The organism is Spirosoma arcticum, assembly GCF_054779955.1.
In genome coordinates, this window is record NZ_BAAGXG010000001.1 from 606,502 (window position 1) to 624,911 (window position 18,410).

The following is an 18,410-nucleotide window of genomic DNA, read 5'->3' on the forward strand; positions in this document are numbered from 1 at the left end:
CGGCCCTTGTTCCCAAAGCATCCGCCGAAGATAACTGGTTTTAGCTGGGCGTAGTAGTCGTTGTTGCTGAGGCTGAGATGCCGGGGTTCTTGTATTTATGCGACATACTTGTATTTTTGGGCAATCGAAGACCGCCCATTCGACCGCCCGGAACTGCGCTGGTCGGGCACCAGGGCCGCGTCAAACCCCTTAACTTTCTCCATACGGTATGTTCTCCTCAAAAACACCCTGGATTATCCTGCTGGCGGTATGGATGATGGGCGCAACCTGGTGGCACGTTTGCCAGATTAAGCAGCTATGTAGCGATGCAACCCCCCAAACCAGCTCGTCGGTGAATGATGGCAAGGTGCCTTCACTGCTCATCACCGACGGCAACGAGTTTCGGCTGGCGCTGCCCGGTGATTTCAGCTTTGCCCAATCGGGTGCCAACGCCAATATGAACACCCTGATGGGGTCGCTCGATTCGCTGACTGCTTATCTGAAAGGCAGCGGTCCGTCGTCACGGCCCGGCATGAAGGTGCCCGGCATGGAGGTGCCCGGCCGCACACTAACCATCACGGGCTACTACGCCACCGACGAAACCAACAGCACCTCGTTCGCTAATCTGGGCCTGGCCCGCGCCGAGGGTGTAAAGCAATACTTAGTGCAGCAGGGTGTTCCGGTCGCGTCGATCACAACCAAAGGGGCTGTCCGCTCCAAATACACCGGCCTGACCTTCACCCCGAAAGGGGATTCGCTCTACGGGGCTTTAGACTTTGCTTTTGCCGGAGCAGCCGGTACGCCAATGGCCAGCATGACGGTTGCTCAATCAGCAGCAGCCGTCACCCCGCTACCCGCCACCGAAGAAGGATTGGCGGCTGCCGAGCGATACACCTCGGTTTTTGAGCCAATCAACCTGTATTTTCCGTTGGGAGAAGCCAACTACATCCAAACGCCGGAGACGACGAAATTTTTTGACGAAGCAACGAAATATTTAGCCACCCACACCGATAAAAAACTGCTTTTGACGGGCCATACCGACAACTCCGGCCCGGATGCCGTTAACCTGCGGCTCTCGCGCGACCGGGCGAACGACGTTAAAGTCAAACTCCGCAGGTCGGGAATCGGCCAGAACCAGATCGTTGTGGAGGCTAAAGGTGAAACCGCTCCGAAAGTCCCCAACAACACCCGCGAAGGCCGCCGGGCCAACCGGCGCGTAACGGTAGTCGTACAGTGAAACCGCGCCGGCGACCCGGCACAAACGTAAGAAACCATGTTCGACATGAATCCTCTTAACCTGCCCGATGCTCAGCTACAGCAGTTAATTATGCTGTTTGTGGCTGGCACGCTGGGCTTTATCATTGGCTACGTTTCCCGTCAGCGAACCGCCCGTCATCTCGAAGGCGATCTGGCCAGCACCACCCGCGAACTGGACGACTGCCACCGCTCGTTGGCGACTCCAGTGGTAATTGGAGGCAATAACGAAGAGACTGCCGTGTTAAGCCGGGTTGCCAGCCGTGCCAGCCAACTGAATTTCGACCGGATCGGTTATGCATCGGCTGCTGAAGCCGACGACCTGAAAGACATCGTGGGCGTCGGTCCGTTTCTGGAAAAGAAACTTCACGCCATTGGCATTTATACGTTTCGGCAGGTTGCAAACTTCAACGAGGACGACATCGACCAGGTAAATGATGTAATTGAGTATTTCCCCGGCCGCATCGAACGCGAAAACTGGGTTGGACAGGCGGCAGAATTAGCCAAAGATAAGTAGTTCTAAATCGCTAAAAATCATGTTTGGATTGGATCCGTTGAGTCGGCCCGTTGCCATTGCCGAAATGCTGTTGCTACTGGCGTTTGCGGCCTTTGTGGGCTGGTTATTGAGCCGGTTGGTGCTGAACGGCCGCATCAACGCGCTTCGGGCGTCGGTCGCCGGTAAGGAAGCTGAACTGGACGACTGCCGCCGGTCGAAAACGACTCAGGCGGGCGTAAATCACTCAGAAGCGGCTGTCGATCCGGCTCTTAACACACCAATAGCGCCAATCGCCTTCAGTTCCGAACCGGTGATTGAGACGCCTGTAGCCTACGTACCGGCCGATCCGCTGTTACCCGCTTACAGCCATGACGATACGCCTGACCAGATTCCAGTTGCCGATGAATTACTAATGAACCCGGTGGTCGCTGAGCGGTCCAACGATTCGGTACCCGGTCATAGCGACGGACCGATAGGGGTGCCGTCGATTCTGTCGCCCGCCGTAGATTCGCCCGTGCCTCCTGAAGTGCCGATGGTGGGGAATTCGGAAGCGGCCGTGCTGAGTCGCATTGCGGCCCGTGCCAACGAAATTAATTTTGACCGGATCGGTTACGCGTCGGCCGCTGAAGCCGACGATCTAAAGGATATTATTGGTGTAGGTCCATTTCTGGAGCGTAAACTCCATAGTCTTGGTATCTACACATTTCGGCAGATTGCCAATTTCACGAAAGAAGACGTAGACAAGGTAAATAGCATTATTGAGTTTTTCCCCGGCCGCATCGAGCGCGACAACTGGGTCGATCAGGCCAAAGTCTTCTACGAGAAGAAGCACGGCAAGCGTGATTAAGAAACCCACGAATAAATTCGTGGGCTGATACAAAGATACTGTTGGGGGTTCCCTTCTGAATACTAAGTTCGGACAACCACCCGCATCCAAAATCATGTATCCACAAATCTCTTTGTATCAGCCCACCAATTTATTGGTGGGCTTTTTTGGTGTGCTGCTCAACACCGCCTTGCCGCCCGACTGGTAGAAATCGCACATGTCCCGCAGCACACACTCCCCGCACTTTGGTGAATACCAGGTGCAAATTCGCTGCCCGTGCCAGTAGAAATGCTTGTGAAAATTGAACAACACGGTTGCGTCAGGAGGTAAGCAGGCCAGCAGAATGGCGTGGGCTTTCTCAGCGCTCACCCTGGGGCCGATGACGCCAATGCGCTGGGTAACCCGGTGAACGTGCGTATCGACCGGCAAAACGGGTTTCTGAAAGTTGAAAAGCAACAGTAAGGTTGCCGTCTTTAGGCCAATGCCGGGCAAATCGGTAAGCCACTTCATAGCAGCCTCGGTCGACAGCTCACGCAGAAAGTCGATGTTGGCCGCGCCGGTTTCGCGAATCAGGTGCGTGAGCAGATTCTGAATGTAGGGTGCTTTGACTTCGGGGTAGTTGGCCGTTTTTATGGCGTCGATCAAATCGGGGAGGGTCGCGTCACGCACGGCTTCCCAGGTTGGAAATCGTTCGCGCATGGTGCGGTACGCGGTTACTTCGTTGGCATGGGTGGTGCGGTGCGACAGAATCGTGCCGATCAGTTCGTGCATCGGGTCAACGCGGCCGTAAATGGCCTGAACGCCGTAGTGCTCGTTCAGCCGCTCATGGGCGTCAAGCGTTTTAGCGGCTAAATTGGGAATAGGGGCGGGGTTCATAAAAAAGACCGCGCTCAACGGCCAACAGGAAACGTTCCTGTTGAACCTCAATAGTCGGAAAAAGTTGCGGAGTAGTCCATTGGGCTTAGTTCACAACCGGCAGCTTTGCGCTTTGCCACGCCTGAAGGCCGCCATCCAGATGCCGGACATCCCGAAACCCAAGTTTTTGCAGCACGGGCAGGGCTTTTGTGCTTCGTCCACCCACGGCGCAGTGCAGCAGATACGGTTTCGCTTTGTCCAATTTGGCCAGTTGCTGCTCAAAATCAGGTGCGGTATAATCGATATTAACCGCATTTTTAAGGTGCCCCGTCCGGAATTCGGCTGGCGTACGAACGTCCAGCACAACAACGTTTTTATCAGTCTTTAACCACTGCGCAGCCTGCTGGGCGGGTAAGTGTCTGGAATCGGTTTGCGCCTGCGCCAATAGACTTACCCAAACCAGCAATGCTGTGATTGTCAGAATTTTAATCGTCTGCATGGCCACTTAGTTTAACGTGAATACAGAATTAAATTTGTTAATTTTCAAGTGGTTAAGTGCCGTACCTACGCGATCAAACTGATACCGTATTCACGTTAGTTCAGTAAACAAAATTGGCTATTTATTGCTGAATATAATGATAGGTTTGCTTGTCAAACCTGTCATTATATTCAGTCGGTTATGGCAGCGGCTGTCTTATTGAATCGTCACGGTAAATCGGGTATCCAGGTCGGTCGTGCCGGGCGAAGCGGTACCGTTCTTTGCATTCGGCTGGTGTTTAAGCACCACGTTTAATTGACCCGTTCCGGCGGCTCCGGTTCTGACCTGAGTGGTTAAGCCGATTGGATACGGCCCCGGCGCGGGGTTGGTATCTGTATCCGTTGCCGTCACGGTCATGGATGTCGGCGAACCCGTCGCGGGTGTAAACGTATAAACAAACAGGTGCTCATTGGCTTCGCTCTTCACCTCCGCCGACACGTCGAACGCTGGCGTTTTGGTTTTATCCAGCAACGTTATCGCGCCCGTGTAGGTTGTGTTGGCCCGCAGGGTTAGGGTGGCCCGGCTTAAGTCAGCAGTCATATTCAGGTTCTCAACGGTCGCCGTCACGGTCTGTACCGGCGTCGTTTGGCTTGTCAGGGTCAGCGTAGCCGTCGTGATAGCTTCGTTTTCCTCAGTTGGGGCGGGGGTTTCTTCATCGTTGTTACAGGCTCCGGCCAGTAGCGAAACGGCTACTACGAACCACAGGTTTTGCTTAAATACGCGCATAGCATTCAGATTGATTTGATGGAAGATGAGTTCATGCCTAAAACGGCGTTACGTGCAACGTTGTTGCAAAAATATCAATTTAGTCTTGGTTGTCGATAAAATTCTTTACTATTTGCAACATAGTTGCATTGAAGCCATCCGGCATTCGTTCACCTGCTCGTTCAACGAGTTGCATTCAGGGTATGAAAATCGCTCAACTCAAGCAAAAAGCAGATTATGTCGGCATCGTTGGCTCGGTACTCTGTATTATCCACTGCCTCGTTACACCTGTATTGGTAATGACCTCCACACTACTCAATCACGCTACCGTCCGGGTGAGCTTTCTAAGCCTTGACTACCTGTTTATCGGTGTCAACATCGCAGCGGTCTGGTCGGCCTCACGGCACACATCCCACCGGATTGCCATGACTCTGTGGAGTTTTCTGATCCTGTTTGCCACTGGGCTGCTACTCGAAGACGTACACGCAGGGTTCGAGTATTTAGCCTACGCAGCATCGCTGGGGTTGGTCGTTACGCACGTTGTTAACATTTCATTCTGCCGTACTCAACACGCTCATTAATAGCAACCTAATTCTGCTTACCATGTCCCCAATTCGTCATGCTCAGGCATTTCTGCTGACCGGCTACCTGTTATTTGCCTGTTCATCGTCCGACGAAAAAGATCCGTTACTGAACGAAGCGGCCCGTTACCATAACGAAGCTACCAAAATTCAGACCGTCGTAGAGCCGAAAATCGAACAGATCGACTCACTTAAGTCGGTGTTTTTGGCTCGCAAAACGCCCGTTGCTCAGGCCACTGTTACCACGCTTGACAGCTTGAAAACGGCTTTTGAGGTATGGGAAGAGAACTTAGTCGAAGTGCCGGGAATGCCGCACAACCATTCGCATCGCACCGGGATGCCGGACCACGGCAAGGGTCAACATCATAATCACAGTGATGCCACCCTGAAGGATCTGCCCGCTGAACAGATGCGCGACTTGCAGCGCGAAACGCTGAACAGCATTCGCCAGATTCAGGCTCGGCTCAATGCCGTAACTAACTCACGTTTGTAACAGCGGGGTTAGCGTTAGTGAGAATTTTATACAATCAAACGTCAATGAAACAGTCATTTACGATTTTGCTCCTGCTCAGTTCGCTCTATTTACGGGCGCAGACCATCACCGGAAACGTATCGGATGCTAACACGGGCCAACCCATCGTGGGTGCATCGGTACGGTTACTCGACAGCGAACGGGGCACCATCACCGACTCGGTCGGCCGGTTTTCGCTGGACGGTCAGGGTACTGTTCGGGTGTCGTTTCTGGGCTACAAACCGGTCAGCGTAAAGTCGAAGGCCCGCGTCCTGACCGTTACCCTGATACCCGAAACGACTGAATTACAGACCGTTGAGGTAGTAGGCCGGGTGGCGAAGGATTATAACAGCGAATACTCGTTTTCGGCCACCAAGATTGCTGCCCTGACCAAAGACATTCCGCAGTCTATCGGCACGGTAACCAAAGAACTGATTGCCGACCGGCAGGCGTTTCAGTTGGCCGATGCCGTAAAAATCGTCAGTGGCGTGATTCCGTCGAGCTTCTACAATCAATACGCCATCCGGGGCATCAGCCAAAACGAAGAAGGGCAGATTATCAACGGAATGCGGACCCGGCAGTACTATTTCCTGCAACCGCTGACCACCAACATCGAGCGGGTCGAAGTCATCAAAGGACCCGCCACTGCCTCGTTCTCGTCGGTCGATCCGGGCGGGAGCATCAATTTGGTTACCAAAAAACCGCTGGCTGTCAACCGGCGGGAAGTGGGTTTAAGTGTGGGCAGTTTCAGTACGATTCGGGGAACGCTGGATTTTACGGGGCCGCTCAACGACGCTAAAACGCTGCTCTACCGGGTGAACGGGGCCTATCAGGAAGCCAAAAGCTACCGCGATTTAGTGCGCAACAACTCTTTTTTGTTCTCGCCCTCGTTCACCTATCTCCCCAACGACAAAACCGCCATCAACGCCGAACTGATCGTGAGCAACATGGCGGGTAACCTCGACCGGGGCCAGCCCATTTTTGGGGCCGTCGCCGGAGCAACCGACCTCAACAGTACGCCGATTAGCCTGAATCTGGGCGCATCGAACGACTTTTTTCGCTCGAAAGAACTCATCATCACGGGAAACGTAGCCCACCGTTTCTCTAACCACATCCGTTTCAACACGGCGTACATGAAGCAAACCTGGACGGAAGATTTGCAGGAGCACCGCACCACCAATGCCTTCGCAATGGACCTCACGGGTAAGCCCATGACCTCATTAGCGGCCATGCAGTTTGTGCAGCGTCAGCAGTCCTGGAACATCGACAACCTGAGCAGCTATTTCAACATTGACGGTAACACGGGGCGGCTCAATCACAAGCTCGTGCTGGGGTATGACCTGCACCGCTGGCAAAAGCGGAAAGGCGGGGGGCAAAATGCCGCCCGTGGCTTTTTGCTGCGCGACGGGTCGGTGGCGGGTACGTTCGTGCTGGCCAACGCGGCCAACTACCAGACTCAGACGGTGGCGGGCGTCGTGATTCCCCGGCCCAACGTAGCGCATTTCGACTTAGCGAACTCGAATTACACCATCCGCAACGTCAACGACTACGTGCTCAACGTCCGTACCGCCCTGCAACCAGCCCTGACCACGACGAATGCGATCTACGTGCAGGAACAACTGAAATGGAACAAACTGACGCTGCTGCTGGGCTTGCGGCAGGAGTGGTTTGAAGACGTCACCAACTACGAAGCGCCTAATCCCATCGTGGTCAATAAGTCGGCTCTGCTGCCCCGCTTAGGCATTACGTGCGCCGTGAATCAGAACGTTAGCGTCTACGGCACGTACCTGCGCGGGTACCAGCCCCAGTCGAACACCGTGACGCTGCTGCCCGTAGCGGCCCCGGCGGGCAGCACGTTCGACCCGCTCGAAAGCGACCTCAAAGAAGTGGGCGTGAAAGCGGATCTGTTCGGGGGGCGGTTCCGCATTACGTCGGCGATCTACGAAATTAACCAGCGCAACCTGCTCATGAACGCCAATGACCCGGCTAACCCCGATCTGTTAGTGACGCGCGGGGCCGAACGCAGCCGGGGCTTCGAGCTTGACGCGGCTGGCTACTTGACGCCCAACTGGCAGATCAATGCGTCGTACAGCTACATCGATGCGATTATCGTCAACGACCGCGAAGCGGGTCTGATTGGTGCCAGAAAGCAGAACACGCCCGTGAACAGTGCCAACCTGTGGACGCGCTATAATTTCGCGCCGAACTCTGCCTTGGCCGATCTGGGCATCGGATTGGGCTTCCAGCACAGCGGCAGCAAAATTCCCTGGTTCACGCGGGCTTTCGAAGTGCCCGCCTACACCACCCTCGACATGGCCCTGTACTACACGCCCGCCCAGAGCAACGTGCAGGTGGCCCTGAACGTCAACAACCTGACCAATCAAACCTACTGGGTGGGTGCTCAAAATTACCTCCGGCTGTTTCCGGGTGCCCCGCGCAACACCATGCTTACGCTTACGTATCGTTTTTGATTCGCAATTATGCGCCTACGAACCGAACGACTCTTAGCCAGCCACGTCTGGCGAACAGCCGGGCCACGAATGGCCTTCCAAAACCGGGCCGTTTTCGGGCTGACGGGGTGCATTGGCCTGTTGCTGGCTTACGCGGCCGTCACGGGCTGGACAACCTTCCGAACGCAAAACGCAATCCGGGCCAACTACCAGCAGCAGGCCCGGCAGGACTGGCTGGGCAACCCCGACAAGCACCCGCACCGCATGGCCCACTACGGCCACTTCGCGTTCCGGCCCAAATCGCCGTTAAGCCTGTTCGATTTCGGAATGGAGAGCTTCCTGGGGAGCACAATTTACTTAGAAGCCCACAAGCAGAACGCGGTCAACTTCTCAGAAGCCGGTTTCTCGACCGGGCTGCTGCGGTTTGGCGAAATCAGCCTGGCCATGGTGCTGCAAATCCTCCTGCCCCTGCTCATCTTTTTTTTGGGCTTCGGCACCATTGCCGCCGACCGCGAGAACGGAACGCTGAAAATCATCCTGAGCCAGGGCGTAAGCTGGCGACAACTGATCGTGGGCAAAAGCGCGGGCCTGCTGGCGGTGACGATGACCTCGTTCGTGCCGGTCGTGCTCGTTACCGGCCTGCTCCGGGTAGTGGTGGGCGGACCCATTACCGGGAATGAAACGGCCCGGCTACTGCTGCTCATGCTGGCTTATTTCGGGTATCTGACCATTTTCTGCGTGCTGGCGGTGCTTGTTTCCGCCGTCAGCCGGACGGCAAAAACCGCCTTAGTCTCGCTGATTGGCCTGTGGCTGATGCTGACGATTGTGCTGCCGAGAGCGTCGCAGGCACTGGGGTCGTATCTGTATCCGGCCCCATCGAAGGTGAAGTTCTTCGCCGACATTCAACGCGATATTTTAAAAGCGGGCGACAGCCACAACGCCAGCGACCCGCATTACAAAGCCCTCAAGGATTCAGTGCTGGCCACGTACAGAATTAACTCGGTGCAGCAACTGCCGTTCAATTTCAGTGGGTTCATCATGGCCGAAGGCGAACGGATCAGCGCGAGTATCTACAACCGGCATTTTAGGAATGTCCTGGCGATTCATGCCCGGCAAAACAGCTTCTCAAAGGCGATGGCATTTGTGAACCCGTTCATGGCCATCAAAAACCTGTCGATGGCCCTGTCTGGCACCGACTACGCCAGTTACATTGATTTTCAGCAGCAGGCCGAACAGTACCGGTATGACATGGCCCAGAAAATGAACGGCTTGCAGATGGAATTTATCTCAAATCAGAAGCCGGAACCAACGGACAAACCGTATCAGATTGACAAAAAACACTGGGAAGACGTACCCCAATTTACGTATCAGCCGTCGGGCGTTTCGTCGGTGCTGCGCGGTGAGTGGATTTCGCTGCTGGCGTTTGTTTTCTGGCTCGTGGGGTTGGGATTCGGGATTCGGATGTTGGCCAAAACTTTAAAAGCCGCATAAGATGTTCGCACTCGTATTCCGCAATTTTGTCCGATCCGGCGGGGTAAAAATCGGACTGCTGTTTTTGCTGGCGGCCGGGGTAGCCAGCCTGTTGGTGGGCCGACAATTTATCGACCGTCAGCGACAAATGGCCACCGAAGCCCGCGCTGTCCAGCGCAACGAATTTGTGCGCACGGCCGCCGTTCATGCCGACGATCTGGGACTCCTCTTGTATTACCTGAAATTCTCGCTGGTTAACGAAACGGTGCCGCTCAGCAGCTTAGTCATTGGTCAGCGCGACGTGAACCCGTCGATTCAGAGCGTCACGATCCGGGCGCTGGAAGCCCAGAAATACGATGCCGACCTGACGAATCCCACGAATCTGCTACTGGGTAATCTCGACTTCAGCTTCGTCCTGATCTACCTGTTTCCGCTGCTGATTATCGCCTTCACGTACAATATTATTTCGGAAGAGAGAGAAAACGGCACCTGGCGAATCGTGGCCGTGCAGAGTACCAATTTAGTTGCCCATATCCGGCAACTATTCGCTGTTCGGGTGGCGGTTGTACTGGGCGTTTTGGGAGTAATCAGTGGGCTGGCCATTCCGTGGCTGGGCATCCCGCCCGACGGGGCTTTTTGGGCTTTCATAGCTACGTCGGTACTGTATTTGCTTTTCTGGTTCAGCGTTTGCTTCTGGGTGGCTTCGCAGCAGCAGAGTTCCAGCGACAACGCCATCCTGCTGGTTGCTATCTGGCTGGGTCTGATCGTGATTCTACCGGCGGCCGTCAACAATTACATCGTTACCCGCTACCCCGTCCCCGAAGCGCTGGCCACCACGCTGAAACAACGAAAAGGCTACCACGAAAAATGGGACATGGACAAGCGAGCAACGGTTGAAAAGTTTTACGCCCATTACCCACAGTTCCGGCAGAATCCGCCCACCGACACCCCTTCCGAGTGGCGGTGGTACTACGCCATGCAGCAATTGGGCGATGACGAGTCGGCGCGGGAGTCGGCCGACCTGCGGGCAAAGTTAGGGCAGCGGGAAGCCGCCAGCCGTATGATTGCTCACTTTATTCCCACGCTGCACACCCAGCTCCAACTCAATGAACTGGCCCGGTCGGGACTGGGCAATCAGCTACGCTTTCTGGATGAAACAACCCGGTTTCACGAGAAAATACGGCTTTATTTCTACCCCAAAATATTCAGCAACGCGCCCGTCAAGGCCGAAAAGTGGGCCGACTTCCCCGTCGACACCTTCCGCGACGACCAGCCCATCGACTACGCGGCCCGGCTGCTGCCGTTGTTAGCCTTCATCGGTCTGTTTGCCGGTATGAGCTGGGTCAGGCTGCGCCGAACTCTCTATCAACTGTAAACCAACGACTGCTATGCTGCAAGCCCAAAATTTGACCAAACGCTACACGCCTGAACGCGGAACCATCGACGTTCCGGATCGCCGGACCGCACCCGCTCTCGATACCCTCAACCTGACCGTTCAGCCGGGCGAGATTTTCTGTCTGCTGGGCCAGAACGGGGCGGGCAAAACCACCACGATTAATCTATTCTTAGGCTTTCTCAAACCGACTTCCGGGCAGGCCCTCATCAATGGCTTGAACGTGGCCGAACACCCGCTCGAAACCAAGAAGTTCCTGGCTTACCTGCCCGAAACGGTCATGCTTTACCCCAACCTGACGGGGTTAGAAAACCTCCGGTTTTTCTCGTCGCTGGCCGGTTTTCGCTACGATGATACCGAACTGGTGCAGTGCCTGAGCTTAGCCGGTCTGCAAGCCGATGCGCACCGCAACCGGGTGGGTGCCTATTCAAAAGGGATGCGCCAAAAAGTGGGGATCGCCATTGCCCTGGCCAAACGGGCGAAGGTGCTGCTCCTCGACGAACCCACCAGCGGGCTGGACCCCAAAGCGGCCAACGAATTCTCGGACATTCTGCGGACGCTGAGTGCGGGCGGAGCTGCCATTCTAATGGCCACGCACGACATTTTCCGGGCTAAAGAAGTGGGTACCCGAATCGGCATCATGCGGGCGGGGCGGTTGGTTGAAACCCTGCCCACGACCGAGTTGACGGCCAACGAACTCGAAGCGATTTACCTGCAAACGGTGTGATTAGGCCTGTTCAATAAAAGCCCGCGCGGTGATGATCGGAATGCCCCCAAACGGATTCAGGTCAAGCAGGTCTTTATCGCCCGAAACAATGAGTGTGACGTTGGCAGCCTTCGCGACATCAAGGAATTTATCATCTTTTGGGTCGCGGCAAACACGAATGGATAGTTCTACTGGAATAAGCTGACAATGGGCAATGGCGGCTTCGAGTAAGGCTAACCGGGCTTCGAGTGGTTTGAGCTTGTCGCACTTCGATCGGTGAATCACTTCCATCCATTCGTCGAGAATGGGGGAAGAGACGACAATAGTTTCGGCCTGGGCTTTTCGGAAGGCTAAGGCGGGAGAAGGCTAAGGCGGGAATTGAATCCGGCCAGAAGGGTGCGCTTATCAGGGTATTTGTATCTAAAACGTAAGTTTTAGGCATGAGTGGCAACCCAGTTTCGGGCCGACAGATAATCAGCCCCAAACGTCAGAAGCATATCCTCATCGGTCATCTGCATGGCTTCCTGAAAAGCGGTCAGATGTTCCGATGTGGTAGCTGCCAGACCAAGTTCCTGCTCCAGCAGGGCCGCCACCTTGATTTTCAGGAGCGCCTGCTTGGGCTTGGGCAATTGCTGAAATCGCTCGATTGCCGGTTCGCTTAATGGAATTTGTACCGCGTTCATCTTAACCTCAATCAGTTGACTATTTATCAAAAATATGAAAAATATAATCGCCCGCAATGAATTTACCCAGGCCCTGCGCGACCGCCGGTTTGTGATGGCCGGTGGGGTCGTGTTGCTGCTGCTGTTCGTGGCTATCTGGACGGGCTTCCGCAACTACCAGTCGCTGGCCGACAAACGCGAAAGAGCCAACCGGACAGCGCGGGCGGGCTGGCTCGGCCAACCCGAAAAGAATCCGCACTCGGCGGCTCACTACGGCACCTTTGCCTTCCGGCCCAAATCGGACCTGAGCTTTCTGGATTTTGGCCTCGATACCTACACCGGAGCCAGCATCTATCTGGAAGGACACCGGCAAAACGATGCTAGATTCAGTGCCGCTGAAGACGCGACGGTGCTGATTCGGTTCGGCGAAATGACCGTGGCGTTTGTACTACAACTGCTCATTCCGCTGCTTATCATCTTTCTCTGTTTCAGCACGTTCACTCGTGAGCGCGAAGAAAACACGCTGAAGCTGCTGGTTAGTCAGGGCGCGTCGATGGCGAATTTATACTGGGGTAAAGTACTGGGATACAGTCGGATTGTTGGGTTAGTGGTGGGTCCGGCCCTGTTGCTGGCGGCTGGGCTGCTGTTTGCTCAGACGGGCTTTCAGGCCACCATCGATACCGTGTTGCGGCTGACGTTGTTTGCGGTCATCTACGCCCTGTATTTCTTTCTGTTCGTGGCCGGGAGCGTGTTCGTCTCGGCGCGGAGCGCGAGTTCGCGGGGTAGCTTGCTGACGCTGTTGGGCGTGTGGATTGTGGCCTGCGTGATCCTGCCCAAAGCCACCGCCAACCTCGGCGAAAGCCTGTTCAGCGTGCCCTCGAACTACGCCTTCAACCGGCAGATTCACGAAGATGAGGAAAAAGGCATCGACGGACATAACCCCTCGAACGCCCGCGCCAAAGAGCTGGAGAAAAAGATTCTGGCCCAATACGGCGTGGATTCGGTGTCGAAACTGCCCGTTAATTTTGATGGGATTGTGATGCAGGAAGGCGAGAAATACACCAGTAGGGTCTACCAAAAACACTTCGGAGCCTTGCAGAATCAGTTTCAACGGCAGAACAGTCTGGCCACCGTTGCTGGGTTTGTGAATCCGTTTCTGGCCGTGCGGGACTTGTCGATGGGCCTGTCAGGGTCTGATTACGCCCATTATCTGGACTTCAAGGGCAAGGCCGAACAGTACCGGTTTGAGCTGGTGGAAAGGTTGAACAACCACATGAAAACCTTCTCTAAAACCGGCGATTGGGAGAAAACCGTATCCCGCGATTTCTGGGCCAAAACGCCTGATTTTGCTTACCAGCTTCCGTCGGTGGGCTGGGCGTTGCGTCGCCACGTAGGGTCAATACTGGCGTTGCTGCTGTTCGGCGGGGTGCTCATCTGGGCCATCCAGCGGGGCTTAAAAACGATTACGGTTGTTTAACCTCCCTACCATGAACGTATTTTTACTAATTCTGAAAAACGACTGGTTGCTGCTGCTGCGGGGCCGGTCGCTGAAACTACTCGCGGGTCTGGCCCTGCTGTCAGGGCTGTATGCACTGGTGTACGGCCAAACCTTTGTCCGTCGGCAACAGACCACCATCGCCGAACTGAAGCTGGATGAACGTACCCGGCTCGACTCGCTGGCGGCCTGGGCGCGGCTTGATACGAGCATCGCGGGCAATAAAGAAAAGTGGGCTAAAGCTACCAGCGCCTACGAGGTGAACGTACCCGAAGGCTACCGCTTCGCCGTGCACGAACCGTCGGCCCTGACCCCGCTCTCGCTCGGTATGCGCGATTTGTTTCCGTATTATCAGGACGTGTGGGGCCGGGCTATTTTCCGGCAGGTATTTCAGCAGGAAATCGCTAACCCGCAAAAGCTCTCGGTTGGGCACTTTGACTGGGCGTTTGTCGTCATTTTTCTTCTCCCGCTGCTCCTGATTGCCCTGTCATACAATCTTTTATCATCAGAGAACGAACTGGGAACTTACGCGCTGCTACGGTCGCAACCCGTCACACTCCGGCAGATTGTACTAGCTAAACTATCGCTTCGGCTTTTGTTAGTGTTGGGCTTTTTGGTGGGCATTACCCTGCTGGCTGTGCCGGTATTAGGCACTAATCTGGCCGAAAACGGCGGATTGCTCGCCCGGTTTCTCCTTGTTTCGGTAGCCTACGGACTGTTTTGGGGAGCGGTCATTTTCGCGGTGGTATCGTTTCAGAAAACCTCGGCATTCAACGCGCTGACCCTGCTGGGTTGCTGGCTCGTGCTGGTGCTGGCCTTACCCACACTCCTGCAACAGGTACTCACGGTCAGCCAGCCCATCGACCGGACGACGTTCGAGAACCTCGTGCGCGACGAATATAGTCAGGACCAACCCGATTCGGTGGTGCTGAAACCTTACTACGCCCGCCATCCGACCTATTATTTCCCCGAAAATAAGCCCAAACCGCCCCGGCAGACCGGACCACCTGACTTACGCCCCTACTACGCCCGTAACGAGCAGGTTGACCTCACGCTGGCCCCGCTGGTTGGGCAATACGAAGCGGCCGTAACGGCCCGCGAAGCTACCGTCTCGCGCTGGAACTGGCTGCTACCCGCCGTTAATGCACTGGAACTGTTTAACGGGCTGGCGGGTACATCGGCAGCGGCCCACCGCGATTATATCCGGCAGATTCGGGCTTTTCATGGCCGTTGGAACGACTTTTTTCTGCCCAAAGTTTTTAAAAATGAGTTGCTTACTCCCAGCGATTATCCCCGTTTTCCCGCCTGGCGGTTTCAGTCCACCGCGCCCGGTTTTTCGGTGGGCGGGGGGCTATTGAAATTGTTGCTGCTAATGGGGGTGGTGTTTGGGATGGGATGGGTTCGGCTACGATAGCGAAAACAGATGGCAAACTTGAGGCACTGTACCAGCCTATACATGAAGCAGTTGATCAATACCTGGAAAACGGGATTTTTCACGGTTGGGTTTGGGCTAACAAGTTCGGCACTTCACGCCCAAACGCCCGATCCCTCCATCTTCCAGCCGGTGCAGCCGCCCAAACAAATCCACGCCGTGCGGGCCACCGGGCCGCTGACCATCGACGGGCGGCTCAATGAAGCCGACTGGCAGGGGGCACCGGCAACAACGGGCTTCTTTCAGGCTCAGCCCGAGCAGGGCAAAATACCCACCAACGACACCCGAATCCGGGTAATGTTCGACAACAAAAATATCTATATCGGCGCGTTCTGCCCCGATTCGCTGGGCCGCAGAGCCTTGCGCGTCCCCGACCTCCGGCGCGATTTTGACTACTTCGCCAACGACCTCGTTGGTGTGAGCTTCGACCCGTTCCGCGACCAGCGCAACGCGCAGGCCTTCCAAACCAACCCATTTGGGGCACAACGCGACTTGCTTTGCGCCGATGATGCACTCTTCGACCGGGACTGGGACGGGTTCTGGAAAGTGCGCACCACCCGCACCGACAGCGGTTGGGTAGCCGAGATGCAACTGCCCTGGGTCACGCTGCGCTACCCCCGCCCCGACAGTACGGCCCAAAGCTGGGGCGTTAATTTTGTTCGCATCAGTCGTCGCATTAACGAGCAAACCTACTGGTCGCCCGTGCCAAGGGCCTACACCGTGTACCGGATGACTTACGCGGGCCTGCTCACGGGCCTGACACCGCCCCCGCCGTCGGCCAACATCCGGGTGCAGCCGTATGTGCTGTATGAGTACAACCGCACGCTCCGCAACGGAGCAACGCTTGCGCAAAACCCGCGCGTTACATTCGGCGGGGAACTCAAATGGGCCATTACGCCCCAGACCGTCCTCGACCTGACGGCCAATACCGACTTTGCCCAAGCTGATGCTGACCGGCAGGTGCAGAACCTGACCCGTTTCTCCGTGTTTTTCCCCGAACGACGCCAGTTTTTCTTGGAAAACGCCAGTTTGTTCGGGGTGGGGCAGGAAGGGGCCATTCAGCCATTTTTCAGTCGCCGAATTGGATTGTCGGATGCCGGTACGCCCATTCCGCTCGATGCTGGGTTGCGGCTCGTCAGCCGGACACTGAAACAAAACGTGGGAGCCTTGCTGGTGCGGCAGCGGGCTACTGGCCTGACTCCGGCAGCGAGTTTTGCGGTGGGCCGCTTCAGCCGCAACTACGGCGAACAGAACCGGATCGGAGGGTTAATCACGGCCCGCTTTGATGAAGGGGTAACAGAACAAAACCAACCGGCCAGCACCAACCTGACGGCGTCGGTGGACGGTTTTGTGCGCATCAATCAGTCGCTGTCGTGGAGCTACATGGTTAGCGGATCAACGGGCCGCGACGGGGCCGAGAATGGGGTATCGGCGGTAAGTCAGCTTAATTTTACCAATAATCAGTGGGTGGCGTTGTACAATCAGACGCTCATCAGCGAACGCTACACGCCGGGGGCGGGCTTTATCTACGCCCCCAACCTGATTAATACTTATTTTGAAGGGTACCGGATGCTGCGACCGCGCTGGCGACCGAAAGGAGTGCGGCAGGCCGACCCCGGTGCCACCTTTGGTATGTACCACCGCACCAGCGACCGGGCTTTTCAGCAGGCCGAACTACGGATTTTTCCGCTGTACGTGATCGGCGTAACGGGCTGGGTGGCATCGGCTTACGTCGTTCCCACTTGGCAGCGGCTCGATGAAGGCTTTGCCCCGCTGGGTATCGACGTAGCCGCCGGGCGGTATTACTATACCCGTTACCAGCTCAATTTCACGGCCGACCAATCGAAGAAATTTTCTTACGAACTGTTCAACGAGTGGGGCGGGTATTACAACGGCCGGTTACGGTCCCATACGGCGTCAGTGCGCTATTCGCCCGTGCCGCAGGCTTCATTTGCGCTGGATTATACCCGTAACATCGCCAACGGGCTGGGTATCGAACAACAAGACCGCGTCACGGAACTCATCACCCCCAACATTCGGCTGGCCCTGAACCCCCGGTTGCAACTGATTGGTTTCTACCAGAAAAATACGGCCTCCCAGCGCGACGTGTGGAACGTGCGGCTGGCGTGTGAGTTTCAGCCGTTGTCGTTTTTGTACATCGTCTACAACAGCAACGCCCAGCAACAACTCCAGAACAGTGGTTTGCGCCCCGACCTCAACCGCGCTGAGCAGGTGATTGGCAAACTGACGTATCTAAAGCAGTTCTGACCTGGATGAGATAAACTGGTCAACTCAATATGACCAGTTCATTGAGCTGCTAAGATCAAATCCAAATTCGTCCCGAACTCACACGTGACCCGATAAAAGCTGTTCGGCTAATCGCGTCAGGCCGACCGTGGCGGGTTCGGCAATGAACGTTACGTTCGCTTTCTGGTGCATGATCGGGGTGTTTGGATCAACGACGTAAATGGGCACGCCCGCCCGAACGGCGTAAACAAGTCCGGCCGCCGGGTACACGTTCAGCGACGTACCGACCACAATCAGAATGTCCGCTTCATTGGTGGTTTCCAGTGCCACGTCCATCATCGGCACAGCCTCCCCAAACCAGACGATGTGCGGGCGCAGTTGGGAGCCTTTTTCGCAGGAGTCGCCTTCTTTGATTTCCCAACCGTCGATGTCGTACACTAACGATTCGTCGGTTGTGCTGCGTGACTTGAAGAGTTCGCCGTGGAGGTGAATCACGTAGGACGACCCTGCTTTTTCGTGCAGGTTATCGACGTTCTGGGTAATCACCGTTACATCATATTGTTCTTCTAATTTCACTAAGGCTAAGTGACCCGCATTAGGCTGAACGCTCAGCGCCTGTTTCCGGCGCTGGTTATAAAAATCCTGTACCAGATCGGGGTTGCGCTGCCAGGCTTCGGGCGTGGCTACGTCCTCAATGCGGTGATTTTCCCACAGTCCGTCCGATGCGCGAAACGTGGGAATGCCGCTCTCCGCACTGATGCCCGCCCCCGACAGGACGACTACTTTCTGACGTGTTTTCATAGGGAAAAG

General features: G+C 55.7%; 18 protein-coding genes. 12 read left to right on the top strand and 6 right to left on the bottom strand.

Going from position 1 to position 18,410, the window contains the following annotated elements:
• The first annotated feature begins 208 nt into the window (after positions 1–208).
• The 3 genes from ACYVHB_RS02755 to ACYVHB_RS02765 are packed head-to-tail and all read left to right on the top strand — an operon-like array spanning position 209 to position 2,576.
• On the top strand, positions 209–1,216 hold the full coding sequence (locus tag ACYVHB_RS02755) for an OmpA family protein (protein ID WP_461049391.1): 1,008 nt from the start codon (positions 209–211) through the stop codon (positions 1,214–1,216).
• 36 nt (positions 1,217–1,252) lie between these two features.
• Positions 1,253–1,750: a hypothetical protein gene (locus ACYVHB_RS02760; RefSeq protein ID WP_461049393.1), complete on the top strand. Its 498-nt coding sequence runs from the start codon at positions 1,253–1,255 to the stop codon at positions 1,748–1,750.
• Between the two features lie 19 nt (positions 1,751–1,769).
• Positions 1,770–2,576, top strand: a complete 807-nt coding sequence (locus tag ACYVHB_RS02765) for a hypothetical protein (RefSeq protein ID WP_461049395.1) — start codon at positions 1,770–1,772, stop codon at positions 2,574–2,576.
• A 117-nt stretch (positions 2,577–2,693) separates the two neighbouring features.
• Here ACYVHB_RS02765 and ACYVHB_RS02770 read toward each other — a convergent pair whose 3' ends face one another.
• The 3 genes from ACYVHB_RS02770 to ACYVHB_RS02780 form a co-directional block, all read right to left on the bottom strand.
• Positions 2,694–3,431, bottom strand: a complete 738-nt coding sequence (locus ACYVHB_RS02770) for an endonuclease III domain-containing protein (protein ID WP_461049397.1) — start codon at positions 3,429–3,431, stop codon at positions 2,694–2,696.
• An 85-nt stretch (positions 3,432–3,516) separates the two neighbouring features.
• Complete coding sequence (locus ACYVHB_RS02775; RefSeq protein WP_461049399.1) at positions 3,517–3,909, bottom strand: rhodanese-like domain-containing protein; 393 nt, start codon at positions 3,907–3,909, stop codon at positions 3,517–3,519.
• A gap of 195 nt (positions 3,910–4,104) precedes the next feature.
• Complete coding sequence (locus tag ACYVHB_RS02780; RefSeq protein ID WP_461049401.1) at positions 4,105–4,674, bottom strand: hypothetical protein; 570 nt, start codon at positions 4,672–4,674, stop codon at positions 4,105–4,107.
• Positions 4,675–4,856: 182 nt separating this feature from the next.
• Here ACYVHB_RS02780 and ACYVHB_RS02785 point away from each other — a divergent pair, with 182 nt between their 5' ends.
• The 6 genes from ACYVHB_RS02785 to ACYVHB_RS02810 are packed head-to-tail and all read left to right on the top strand — an operon-like array spanning position 4,857 to position 11,785.
• The gene (locus ACYVHB_RS02785; RefSeq protein WP_461049403.1) at positions 4,857–5,234 is read left to right on the top strand and encodes a MerC domain-containing protein; all 378 of its coding nucleotides are present in this window, start codon (positions 4,857–4,859) and stop codon (positions 5,232–5,234) included.
• Between the two features lie 22 nt (positions 5,235–5,256).
• Complete coding sequence (locus ACYVHB_RS02790; protein ID WP_461049405.1) at positions 5,257–5,727, top strand: hypothetical protein; 471 nt, start codon at positions 5,257–5,259, stop codon at positions 5,725–5,727.
• A 44-nt stretch (positions 5,728–5,771) separates the two neighbouring features.
• The gene (locus tag ACYVHB_RS02795; protein ID WP_461049407.1) at positions 5,772–8,216 is read left to right on the top strand and encodes a TonB-dependent receptor plug domain-containing protein; all 2,445 of its coding nucleotides are present in this window, start codon (positions 5,772–5,774) and stop codon (positions 8,214–8,216) included.
• Between the two features lie 9 nt (positions 8,217–8,225).
• Positions 8,226–9,686: an ABC transporter permease gene (locus tag ACYVHB_RS02800; protein WP_461049408.1), complete on the top strand. Its 1,461-nt coding sequence runs from the start codon at positions 8,226–8,228 to the stop codon at positions 9,684–9,686.
• 1 nt (position 9,687) lies between these two features.
• Positions 9,688–11,040, top strand: a complete 1,353-nt coding sequence (locus ACYVHB_RS02805) for a DUF3526 domain-containing protein (RefSeq protein WP_461049409.1) — start codon at positions 9,688–9,690, stop codon at positions 11,038–11,040.
• A gap of 13 nt (positions 11,041–11,053) precedes the next feature.
• Positions 11,054–11,785 (top strand): ABC transporter ATP-binding protein, encoded by a 732-nt coding sequence (locus ACYVHB_RS02810; protein ID WP_461049410.1) that lies wholly within the window; start codon positions 11,054–11,056, stop codon positions 11,783–11,785.
• Here the strand turns inward: ACYVHB_RS02810 and ACYVHB_RS02815 are convergent, their stop codons facing one another.
• Positions 11,786–12,088 (bottom strand): putative toxin-antitoxin system toxin component, PIN family, encoded by a 303-nt coding sequence (locus tag ACYVHB_RS02815; protein ID WP_461050016.1) that lies wholly within the window; start codon positions 12,086–12,088, stop codon positions 11,786–11,788. It abuts the gene before it with no gap.
• Between the two features lie 110 nt (positions 12,089–12,198).
• Positions 12,199–12,447, bottom strand: a complete 249-nt coding sequence (locus ACYVHB_RS02820; RefSeq protein WP_461049411.1) for a hypothetical protein — start codon at positions 12,445–12,447, stop codon at positions 12,199–12,201.
• A 34-nt stretch (positions 12,448–12,481) separates the two neighbouring features.
• On the opposite strand from ACYVHB_RS02820, the gene ACYVHB_RS02825 reads away from it, so the two are divergent.
• From ACYVHB_RS02825 to ACYVHB_RS02835, 3 genes are read left to right on the top strand one after another with little or no spacing between them, the layout of a single operon-like run.
• Positions 12,482–13,903: a DUF3526 domain-containing protein gene (locus ACYVHB_RS02825; RefSeq protein ID WP_461049413.1), complete on the top strand. Its 1,422-nt coding sequence runs from the start codon at positions 12,482–12,484 to the stop codon at positions 13,901–13,903.
• A gap of 10 nt (positions 13,904–13,913) precedes the next feature.
• The gene (locus tag ACYVHB_RS02830; protein ID WP_461049414.1) at positions 13,914–15,335 is read left to right on the top strand and encodes a DUF3526 domain-containing protein; all 1,422 of its coding nucleotides are present in this window, start codon (positions 13,914–13,916) and stop codon (positions 15,333–15,335) included.
• Positions 15,336–15,377: 42 nt separating this feature from the next.
• Positions 15,378–17,621 (top strand): carbohydrate binding family 9 domain-containing protein, encoded by a 2,244-nt coding sequence (locus tag ACYVHB_RS02835; RefSeq protein WP_461049416.1) that lies wholly within the window; start codon positions 15,378–15,380, stop codon positions 17,619–17,621.
• A 78-nt stretch (positions 17,622–17,699) separates the two neighbouring features.
• Here the strand turns inward: ACYVHB_RS02835 and ACYVHB_RS02840 are convergent, their stop codons facing one another.
• Complete coding sequence (locus ACYVHB_RS02840; protein ID WP_461049418.1) at positions 17,700–18,401, bottom strand: SIR2 family NAD-dependent protein deacylase; 702 nt, start codon at positions 18,399–18,401, stop codon at positions 17,700–17,702.
• Between the last annotated feature and the right edge of the window lie 9 nt (positions 18,402–18,410).